This window comes from Methylosinus sporium (assembly GCF_003113265.1).
Taxonomy (GTDB): domain Bacteria; phylum Pseudomonadota; class Alphaproteobacteria; order Rhizobiales; family Beijerinckiaceae; genus Methylosinus; species Methylosinus sporium.
This window is the reverse complement of record NZ_PUIV01000050.1, coordinates 1-9296: the sequence shown is the minus strand read 5'-3', so window position 1 is coordinate 9296 and position 9296 is coordinate 1. Positions and strand designations below refer to the sequence as shown.

Below are 9296 nucleotides of genomic sequence, written 5' to 3'. Positions count from 1 at the left end.
CCATGAGCGACGCTTGCGCTCGGGAGCCGGAGGACCATCATCGTTGCGCGACATAGGCGATAGTGTCCGCTTGTAACTGAAGTGGACATGATCATCGCGCCACCCATCAGGCAGCTATCTCAAAAACCGAGGTCACCGCCAGGCGGCCGCCGCCGGAGGGATACGTCGCATCTACCTCCTGCAATACAGCCAGGGCGGTCGAGACCATCGCGTGACGATCGGCCGACACGGCGTCGAGTTCACCGCCGAGCAGGCGAGAAACGAAGCGCGTCGCCTACGTGGTTTGATCGCCTCGGGAGAAAATCCGGCCCAGGTCCGCTCTCACGAGCGATCTGTGCCGACGATCGCGGCACGGGGGGAGCGTTATCTCGAGGAGTATGCGGGGCTTCACAAAAAGCCCTCGGCTTTGGCTCAATACAAGCGCAATCTGCAAAATCACATCAACCCGCTGATCGGCGCGCTGAAGGTCTCCGACGCCGAGCGCCAGGACATCTCTCGCATCATGCGGGACATCGCGGCCGGCAAGACCGCGAAGGACGAGAAAACGAAGCGTCAAGGACGGAGAATCGTTCGCGGCGGAGAGATCGTCGCCAATCGCGTTCACGCGCTCCTTTCCAAGATGTTCCAGCTGGCCGAGGATTGGAAATACCGGCCCGCCGGCTCCAATCCCTGCCGCGGCGCCAAGCGGTTCGCGGAGCACAAGGTCGAGCGCTATCTGTCGGTCGACGAGCTCGCGCGCCTGGGACGCGCGTTGAACGCCGCCAAGGAAGGCCGTCTCATTGTCGATCCAGAGGCCTCTGGCACCGTTATTTACCTGAAATACAGAGGTGAGCAATCTCGTTGCGCGAAGGGCGCGGTGGGAGCCATAGGCGACGACGCGACGCGGTCGTCTTCTCTGCGAGGGGAAACTTCCGGAGAAGTCTCAATGGCTTTCGTCGGGTGGGCCGGGGATCGGCAGAATCTCTATACCGTCTTCTAGCAGCGCCTTGGCCTCTTCGAAGCTCGCGCGTCCGCGGATGGCGCGCATTTCGGCCTCGCCGTCCTGAATGCGTCGGGCTTCTTCGGGGAAGCGGTCGCCGACGTCTTCCGTCGAGGCGGCGATCTTTTGGCGTAGCTCCTGAATCATCGTCCGCAGCGCCGCATGGCGCTCGTCGTGCAAAGCCGGGACGCTGGTTCCCTCCTCGCGCGCGCGGGCGGAGCGGCGCGCTACATGCGGCGCCATGATCGCCTTGGCGACTTTGGTCGAATGGCAGAACGGGCAGCTCACCGCGCCTTGCGCAGCCTGCCGGTCATAGGCTTCGCTGTCACGAAACCAGCTTTCGAATTCATGGCCTTCCGAGCAGATCAGCCGGTAGAGGATCACGACGTCGGCTCGCCCGCGGCGAGCAGCGGATCGAGCTCGCCGGCGCCGTCCAGAGCGTAGAGATCGTCGCAGCCGCCGATCGGCCGGCCGTCGATGAAAATCTGCGGCACGGTGGTCCGCCCCTCGGCCAGCCGACTCATCTCGGCGCGCTTTTGGGGGTCGCCGTCGACGGAAATCTCTTCATAAGCGGCGCCTTTGACGTCGAGCAGCTGCTTGGCGGCGCGGCAATAGGGGCAGGTTCTCGTGGTATAGATGACGATCTGCGGCATGACGGTTCCGTGACCTCTTGCGCCCTTATAAGCGTTTCCGGCGCATTCTTACAACGAAAGGCCTTCGCTTTCAGCTCTGGCCGACGACGCGGGCGTAGACCAGCACGTCGACGCGCGTCGCGCGACCCCGCAGCAAGACGCGGGCCGCCGCATTCACAGTCGCGCCCGAGGTCAGCACATCGTCGATCAGCACGATATTGCGGCCTTCGATCAGGGGTTTTTGCTCCTCGCGCAGGCGGAAGGCGCCCTGCATATTCGCGGCCCGCTGGTTGCGCGTCAGCCCCACTTGCGGCGGGGTCGGCTTCACGCGCTCGAGCGCCAGCGCCTCGACCGGAACGGCGCTCTCCCGCGCGATCACATGGGCGAGCGCGGCGGATTGATTGAAGCGCCGCGACAGCAGCCGCATTCGGTGGAGCGGGACGGGGATCAGCAGATCGGCGTCCGCCAGAAGCTCTGCGCCGGCGCGCGCCATCCAGCGGCCGAGCGGCTCGGCGAGCTCCATCCGGTCGTAATATTTCAGCCTATGGGCGAGGCTGCGGGCGCGGTCGCTGTCATAGCGCACGACCGCGCGCGCCCGCGCAAAGGCCGGCGGATCGGCGGCGGCTTCGAGCGAGATCATGCCGGGGCCGAAATCGCGCTCGAAGGGCGTGCCCAAGCGCTCGCAATAGGGCTGCTCTATGAAGCCCATCTCGCCCCAGCAGCGCGGGCAGAGCGCGCCATGGCTCGCCACGGCTTTGCGGCAGACGAGGCAGACGGGCGGATAGACGACGTCGAGAAGGCGCGCGCCTATGCTGCCGATGAGGCCCGCGGCGCGCCCGAGCATGGCTCAGACCTCGACCTGACCGCCGAGCTCGACGACGCGGCCGGAGGGGATTTGGAAGAATTCCGTCGCCGGCAGCGCATTGCGGTGCATGAATTGGAAGATGTGGATGCGCAGCCGACGCCAGCGCGAGTGGCCGAGCGGCGTCACCGTGAGCCGGCCGACGAAGAAGGAGGTGGTCATCATATTGAAGGTCAGCGGGCTCGAGATCGATTCCAACATCAATGCGCAGGGGATGTTCGGCTGCTCCATGAAGCCGTAATTCAGCGTCATCGCATAGAAATGATCGTCGAGCGTCGTGGTGTCGACGCGCTGCGCGGGGTTCACGCGCGGCGTGTTGGCGGTCGTCACATGCAGCAGCACGATATGCTCGTGCAGAACCTTATTGTGCTTGAGATTATGCAGTAGCGCGACCGGCACGACATCGGTGCGGCTGGTCAGATAGACGGCGACGCCATCGACGCGCGGCTTGCCGTGGAACCTCGCGACGAAATCGGCGAGCGGAAACGTGTCGCGTTCGAGCGCCTTGCGCATCGCCTCGAAGCCCTCGCTCCAGCAGCTCATCAGGAAGAAGAGAATGGCGGCGACGACGAGCGGGATCCAGCCGCCCTCGAAGAATTTGATGAGATTGGCGGCGACGAAGGCGACGTCCACGACGAGAAACACGCCGCCGACCAAAAGGGCCAGCGGCAGGTTCCAGCGCCAGATCGAGCGCATGGCGATGAACATCAGCGCCGTCGTCAGCAGCATGGTCAGCGAGACCGCGATGCCGAAGGCGGCGGCGAGGTTTTCCGAGGAGCGAAACGTGATCGTCAGAACCAGCGTCAGCGCCATCAGCGTCCAATTGACGAAGCCGACATAGATCTGGCCGTAGCTCTGCGCCGACGTCTGCGTGATGGCGAGGCGCGGCGACAGGCCTAGCTGGATCGCCTGTCGCGCCATGGAGAAAGCGCCGGTGACGATCGCCTGGCTCGCTATGACGGTGGCGAGCGTCGCCAGCGCGACCAGCGGCAATTGCAGCGGGGCAGGGCAGAGATCGAAGAAAGGATTCTCCGTCGCTGCGCCCTCGACGAGCAGCGCCGTCTGGCCCGCGTAGACGAGGACGAGCGACGGCAGCACCAGCCCATACCAGGCGAGGCGAATGGGGCGCCGCCCGAAATGGCCCATGTCCGCATAGAGCGCCTCGGCGCCGGTGGCGCAGAGGAACACGGCGCCGAGCAGCAGAAAGCCCTCGAACCCATGGGTGAAGAGATAATGCAGTCCGACGCGCGGATCGACGGCGGACAGAACGCTCGGATGCGCGATCACGCCGCGCGCGCCGAGGACCGCTATGGAGACGAACCATAGCGCCATCACCGGGCCGAAGAGACGTGAGATGCGCTCCGTGCCCTGCGGCTGCAAGGCGAACAGGCCGATGAGAACGAGGACTGAGAGCGGAACCACATAGGGCGCGAGAGCGGGCAGGGGCGCTTTGAGCCCTTCGAGCGCGCTCAGCACCGAGATCGCCGGCGTGATCGCGCCATCGCCGAACAGCAGCGCCGCGCCCAGCATTCCGATCGCGATGATCGCCGGATGGCGCCCGTGCTTCATGCCGAGCAGCGACATCAGCGCGAGTATGCCGCCTTCGCCGTCATTGTCGGCGCGCATGATGACGGCGACATATTTGACCGAGGTGACGATGATCAAGGTCCAGACGATCAGCGACAACATGCCGAGCGCCGTCTCGGCGTTCACATGTCCGCCGGACCAGTCCATCGCGGTCTTGATCGTGTAGAGCGGGCTGGTGCCGATGTCGCCGAAGACGACGCCGAGGGCGCCGAGCGTCAGGGCCTTCACGCCGTTCTTATCGGCGTGCGCAGACGAATTCGCCATAAAAACTTGCCTCACGCCTCTTCGGCGGCCAGATTTTCGTCTTCGAACAGGCCGGTCGGCAGTCCGTCTATGCTCTGCCGGTTCTTCTCGCGGCGATAGGCGTCGAGCGCATCCTCGCCCTTGGCTACGGCCCAGCGGTCGAGCCCGTCGCGCTCGCCGGCATAGTCGTAGCGAGGCACGGCGAAGCCGCATGAGGTTTGCACCGATTCGACGTCGAGCAGGATCATCTGCCGTGCGCCCGGCGGCTCCGCTCCGTCGAAAGACGAGCGCAGCAGATGCGCATAGGCTTCGCCGCCGCGCGTGAGCACCTGTCCACGGCCATAGAGCCGCAGGATCAGCGGCGCGCCGTCGAGGGCACAGAACATGAAGGTGAGACGTCCATCGGCGCGCAGATGCGCGGCCGTCTCATTGCCGCTGCCGGTGCGGTCGATATAGACGGCGGTCCGCTCGTCGATGAGGCGCAGCATGTCGGCGCTCTTGGGCGAGACATTCACGCGCGCGTCGGCCGCGGCGGAGGCGACGAAGAACAGCTTCTGCTTCTCGATGAAGTCGCGATGCTGCGCCTCGATCGATGCGAAGAATTTGCTCATGACGCGCGATCCCGGTGCTTGCCCCGCGTCAGCCTAGCAGGCCGGCGTTTTTGGGGGCAAGCGGATTATCCTGCAGCGCGGCGGCGTCGGGCGTGTCCGGCGCCGGTATGTCCGCGACGGCGGCGTAGAGCTTCTCGATGAAAGACGGATCGATATCCTTGACGATGAAGACGAGCCGCGTGCGCCGATCGGCGTCCGGCCAGGAGGCGAGGCGATGCGGCGGATGGAACACATGCTGCACGCCATGCACGGCCACTGGCCGCTCGCGATCGTCGGCGAGGCCGACGATGCCCTTCACGCGCAAGAGATGCGGACCATGCGCCTGCCGCAAGATCTCGACGAACATGTCGAAAGCCTGCGGGCTGAGCGGCGCGTCGCTGGCGACGCAGAAGGCGCGAATATGCGCGTCGTGGCGATTCACGTCCTGATGCGCGTGGCCGTGGTGGTGGTCATGATCGTGATGATGGTGATGCGCCTCATGCGCCGCCGCGACCGCCTCGTCGTTCAGCCATTTGGCGACCTGCGGAATCTTGCCGGAAGCGTCATAGAGCCCGCAATCGAGCAGCGCGGCGGGGTTCGCCTCTCCTGTCGCGGCGATGAGCCGGCGCGCCGCCGGATTGAGCCGCGCCAGGCGAGTGTCGAGCGCCTCGAGCCGGGCGGCGCCCTCGGGGAGGTCGGTCTTGGTGATGACCAGGCGATCGGCGACGGCGGCCTGCTTCACCGCCTCCTCATGCGCGTCCAGCGTCGCGGCGCCGTTGACGGCGTCGACCAGCGTGACCACGCCGTCCAGCCGATAGCGCAGCGCGAGATAGGGATGCGACATGATGGTGTGGAGAATCGGCGCCGGATCGGCGAGCCCGGTCGTCTCCAGCATGACGCGGTGGAAAGGGCGAATGCGTCCATTGTCGAGCTTGCGCAGCGCATCCTCGAGCGCGGCGACGAGATCGCCGCGGATCGAGCAGCAGATGCAGCCGGAACTCATGACGATCATGTCGCCTTCGACATTCTCGACCAGCAGATGATCTATGCCGACCTCGCCGAACTCATTGATGAGCACGAGTGTGTCGGTCAGATCCGGCGAGGCGAGCAGGCGATTGAGCAGCGAGGTTTTGCCGGCGCCGAGAAAGCCGGTGAGGATGGTCAGCGGAATGGGCGGCGGACGACGCGGCTCTGTCATTGTCATTGCGGCTTATTGCTCATTGTCTCGGCGCTGCGGCGCGTGGTCGCCGATCGCGTGCTTGTCATTCTTGGCGGAGGCGTTTTTGGCGGGTTTCGCCGCGGACGTCTTCGCCGGGGCCTTCGCCGAAGCCTTGGCGGCTTCCGGCGGCTTGGCGGCGGCGACAGTCTTGCCCTGCTTCGGCTTGGCCGCCTTGGCCGGCTTCTCCGTCTTTTCGGGCGCAGGCGTAGAGCCCGCTTCCTGCGGCGGCTTCTTGGCCTTGGCGGTTTTTTCCTTGGCCGGCGCATGGGCGGCTTTGGCCGCCGGCTTGCGGCTGTGGCGCATGGAGAGAGCGTCCGGCGCCGGGCGGCTTATGGGCGAGGCGGCGGCGGCCGGCGGCTCATGCGCATAGGCGGTGACGGTCGAGGGCGAGCCGACCGGCGAGCCGGGATCGCGCACGCCGGCGACGGGGCCCTCATAGCCGGGCGCGCGGCCGAGATACACGGGCGTCGGCTCGAAGCGCGCGCGGGGCAGGGCGGCGATGGTCTTCACATTGACCTGATCGGTCGCGCCGTTCTCGCGTGGAATGGCGACGGTCATATCCTCGACCTCCGCCATATATTCCGCATTGGCCTTGCCGCGATGGCGGCAGACGCTGTCGCGCATATCGGGCGCCTGGCCGACGCCGAAGGTCGGCAAGGATGTCACCGAACCCGAGGGCGAGCCGGTCATGAAGGCGCGGTCCAGCAGCGAGGCGGCCTTGGCCGTGCGCGCCGCGGCGCTCGGCGCGCCCAGCACCACGGTGATGAGCTTCTGCCCGCCATGGGTGGCGCTGGCCACCAGATTATAGCCGGCGGGGCAGGTGAAGCCGGTCTTCATCCCATCCGCGCCCGGATAGCGGCCGAGCAGGCCATTGTGGGTCGGATGGATCTGCCGGCCGAGCTGCATCGCGCCAATGTTGAAAAAGCCCGCGGATTCGGGAAATTCCGTCAGCAGCGCGCGGCCGAGAATGGCGAGATCGCGCGCCGACGTCACCTGCCGTTCGTCGGGCAGGCCGTTGGGATTGGCCCAATAGGATTCTCGCATCCCGAGCTTGGCCGAGGCGCGGTTCATCTCCTCGGCGAACGCCTCCACCGAGCCGGAGACGCCCTCCGCTATAGTGACCGCTATGTCATTGGCCGATTTGACCATCAGCATGACCAGCGCATTGCGCAGCGTCACTTCCGAGCCGACCGGAAAGCCCATTTTGGACGGAGCCATGGAGAGCGCGCGGGGCGAGACGATCATCGGCGTATCATATTGAATGCGCCCGGAGCGCACCGCGTCGAGCGCTACATAGACGGTCATCAGCTTGGTCAGCGAGGCGGGATACCAGCTCTGGGTCGCCTGCTCCTGCGCCAGAACCTGACCGCTGGAGACGTCGATGACGACAGAAGGGGCCGCCGTCGCCAAAGACGCCGCGACGAGGGCGGCGGCGACGTAGAGGGTCCGTAGGGTCGGTTTCGCGCTCATGTTCATCCGATCGGCCTCGGCCACGGCCATTTGTGGCCCAGCGTTCGATTCGAGACATAGTCTCGATCCAAGGACGGCCCGAATATGGGCCGAATGTGGCGTAAACGCGCTCTGCGCCGTTTCGGGACGCCGAAAAGCGCCGTTATGGACAACGGTTAGTACGCCCGGACGATCAAATTTCGTTCCAACTTCGGTCGGAGACACTTTCGTTCGAGGTTTCGTCGTCCGCCGAGACGCCAGTCGAAGCGGTCAATGGAATTTGAAAGTCTGCTCGAAGTCGCGACAGCCGCTGTCCATGTCGTCGGGCGGCGGCGGCAGCTTCAGCGAGGTGATCATGCCCGCCGCGACCAGCGTTCGGGCGTTATTGTCGGAGTTCGCGAAAGTGGCCCTGGTGACATGGCCTCTGAAATCGACATGGAATTTGACGGTGACTATCCCGCGTCCCAGATCGAGCTTCGGCGCGCGTTCGCGGAGCTGCCGGGTGACGGTCTGTATCCAGGCCTTGTTCTCGGGGATCGCCATGCAGGCGGCCAGCGTCGGCCGCTCCGAGGGACCGAAGAGAAATTGCGCGAAGGCCGCCGGCGAAGCGGCGACGAGAACGAAGACGATCACTGCTCGAACCATGATGCGAGGCCTCCTGTCCGCCGCGCTCAATGATAATAGAAGCTCTGCGAGAAGTGGTGGCACTTGCCTTCGGCGGCCGCACGGGCCGAGGTGGGCGGCGGCGACAATTTGAGCGACGATATCGTGCTCAAGGCGAGGAGCGCCTGCGCGTTATTGACGGCTTTCACGACGTTCACATCGGCCACGCGGCCGGCCGAGTCGACGCAGAAATGGACGACCACAGTCCCGCGCCCCAGCCAGAGGCCCGAGCTATGGTCCCGAATCTGCCGGGCGATCGAGCGCTTCCATTGGTCATATTCCGCCGAGGCGGCGTCCCGCGCTGGGTCTCCGGTTCCGCCGAGCGCGTCGAAGATCGATTGGGCCGCCGCCGGCTGGACGAGAACGAGCAGAAAGGCCAAAAAAAACGCCGCCGCTTTCATAGTATCTATCCTCGGACGAAAGATGACGCTGGAAATTCGTCGAATGCGCTTCGTGGCTCTATCAATATCGGAACGCGTAGGGCGGTCAATATCATGTGTGGATGCGTCGCGGCGCGTTTTCCCGTCGATCGCTTCACTCTTTCCGTTCGGAGCCGAGAGCGCCTCGTGGCGGGGCGACGCGGTTGAGGGCGGTGATCGATAGAAAGCCGCCGATCCAGGCGCCGAGCGCGGCGAACAGGACATAGGCCCAGTTCGATGTGTAGCTGATGACCGCGAAAGCGGAGAGCAGATACCAGATGCTGCTCCAGCTCGCGGCGGCGACGCGCCGCCGCGCCGAAACCGCGGCGTTGAAGAACACATAGACGGCGTCGGTCACGGCGGTCGAAAGGGCGACGCCCGCGGCGATAGCGGGATCGAAAGGGGGAATGTCCATTGCTGCGGTCTCTGGTCGGCGTCGTCCAAAAGGTTCAGATGGTGCGACCAGCCGCCGAGGGCGATGCTACTTCCTCGCGGGGTCGGGGTCGTCAGAGCAGGTCCAACAGAAGAAGCAAGTCGATGGGTGGGATGGAGGTCTAGGCTCAGGACTCATTGATTGAGATAGAAGGCGACAGCGGCGGCGATGCATACGGCCGAGAAGAAGGCGTGCGCGCATCGATCGTAACGGGTAGCGA

General features: G+C 65.3%; 11 protein-coding genes. 1 reads left to right on the top strand and 10 read right to left on the bottom strand.

What is annotated here, in order from left to right; translation table 11 throughout:
- Positions 1-160 precede the first annotated feature (160 nt).
- The gene (locus C5689_RS17970; protein WP_342210432.1) at positions 161-979 is read left to right on the top strand and encodes an integrase arm-type DNA-binding domain-containing protein; all 819 of its coding nucleotides are present in this window, start codon (positions 161-163) and stop codon (positions 977-979) included.
- Here the strand turns inward: C5689_RS17970 and C5689_RS17965 are convergent.
- The 10 genes from C5689_RS17965 to C5689_RS17920 form a co-directional block, all read right to left on the bottom strand.
- Entirely contained in the window at positions 923-1363 is a 441-nt protein-coding gene (locus tag C5689_RS17965) for a DUF1178 family protein (protein WP_108918610.1), read from the bottom strand. The genes C5689_RS17970 and C5689_RS17965 overlap by 57 nt on opposite strands.
- The gene (grxC, locus tag C5689_RS17960; protein WP_108918609.1) at positions 1360-1632 is read right to left on the bottom strand and encodes a glutaredoxin 3; all 273 of its coding nucleotides are present in this window, start codon (positions 1630-1632) and stop codon (positions 1360-1362) included. The genes C5689_RS17965 and grxC overlap by 4 nt, the downstream gene beginning before the upstream one ends.
- 70 nt (positions 1633-1702) lie before the next feature.
- Positions 1703-2455 (bottom strand): ComF family protein, encoded by a 753-nt coding sequence (locus tag C5689_RS17955; RefSeq protein ID WP_108918608.1) that lies wholly within the window; start codon positions 2453-2455, stop codon positions 1703-1705.
- Between the two features lie 3 nt (positions 2456-2458).
- Positions 2459-4324, bottom strand: coding sequence for a potassium transporter Kup (locus C5689_RS17950; RefSeq protein WP_108918607.1), 1866 nt, complete (start codon positions 4322-4324; stop codon positions 2459-2461).
- A gap of 11 nt (positions 4325-4335) precedes the next feature.
- Positions 4336-4914 (bottom strand): pyridoxamine 5'-phosphate oxidase family protein, encoded by a 579-nt coding sequence (locus C5689_RS17945; RefSeq protein WP_108918606.1) that lies wholly within the window; start codon positions 4912-4914, stop codon positions 4336-4338.
- Between the two features lie 28 nt (positions 4915-4942).
- Positions 4943-6097: a CobW family GTP-binding protein gene (locus tag C5689_RS17940; RefSeq protein WP_108918605.1), complete on the bottom strand. Its 1155-nt coding sequence runs from the start codon at positions 6095-6097 to the stop codon at positions 4943-4945.
- A gap of 6 nt (positions 6098-6103) precedes the next feature.
- On the bottom strand, positions 6104-7582 hold the full coding sequence (locus tag C5689_RS17935; RefSeq protein ID WP_108918612.1) for a D-alanyl-D-alanine carboxypeptidase family protein: 1479 nt from the start codon (positions 7580-7582) through the stop codon (positions 6104-6106).
- A 249-nt stretch (positions 7583-7831) separates the two neighbouring features.
- Entirely contained in the window at positions 7832-8206 is a 375-nt protein-coding gene (locus C5689_RS17930; RefSeq protein WP_146188425.1) for a hypothetical protein, read from the bottom strand.
- Between the two features lie 26 nt (positions 8207-8232).
- Complete coding sequence (locus tag C5689_RS17925) at positions 8233-8625, bottom strand: energy transducer TonB (protein WP_108918603.1); 393 nt, start codon at positions 8623-8625, stop codon at positions 8233-8235.
- A 133-nt stretch (positions 8626-8758) separates the two neighbouring features.
- On the bottom strand, positions 8759-9058 hold the full coding sequence (locus tag C5689_RS17920; RefSeq protein WP_108918602.1) for a hypothetical protein: 300 nt from the start codon (positions 9056-9058) through the stop codon (positions 8759-8761).
- Positions 9059-9296: the final 238 nt, after the last annotated feature.

Bases quoted from the DNA above. Each gene is read 5' to 3' on its own strand.
- C5689_RS17955 (WP_108918608.1), bottom strand. From the start codon at position 2,455: ATGCTCGGGCGCGCCGCGGGCCTCATCGGCAGCATAGGCGCGCGCCTT.
- grxC (WP_108918609.1), bottom strand. From the start codon at position 1,632: ATGCCGCAGATCGTCATCTATACCACGAGAACCTGCCCCTATTGCCGC.
- C5689_RS17920 (WP_108918602.1), bottom strand. From the start codon at position 9,058: ATGGACATTCCCCCTTTCGATCCCGCTATCGCCGCGGGCGTCGCCCTT.
- C5689_RS17940 (WP_108918605.1), bottom strand. From the start codon at position 6,097: ATGACAATGACAGAGCCGCGTCGTCCGCCGCCCATTCCGCTGACCATC.
- C5689_RS17935 (WP_108918612.1), bottom strand. From the start codon at position 7,582: ATGAGCGCGAAACCGACCCTACGGACCCTCTACGTCGCCGCCGCCCTC.
- C5689_RS17950 (WP_108918607.1), bottom strand. From the start codon at position 4,324: ATGGCGAATTCGTCTGCGCACGCCGATAAGAACGGCGTGAAGGCCCTG.
- C5689_RS17925 (WP_108918603.1), bottom strand. From the start codon at position 8,625: ATGAAAGCGGCGGCGTTTTTTTTGGCCTTTCTGCTCGTTCTCGTCCAG.
- C5689_RS17930 (WP_146188425.1), bottom strand. From the start codon at position 8,206: ATGGTTCGAGCAGTGATCGTCTTCGTTCTCGTCGCCGCTTCGCCGGCG.
- C5689_RS17945 (WP_108918606.1), bottom strand. From the start codon at position 4,914: ATGAGCAAATTCTTCGCATCGATCGAGGCGCAGCATCGCGACTTCATC.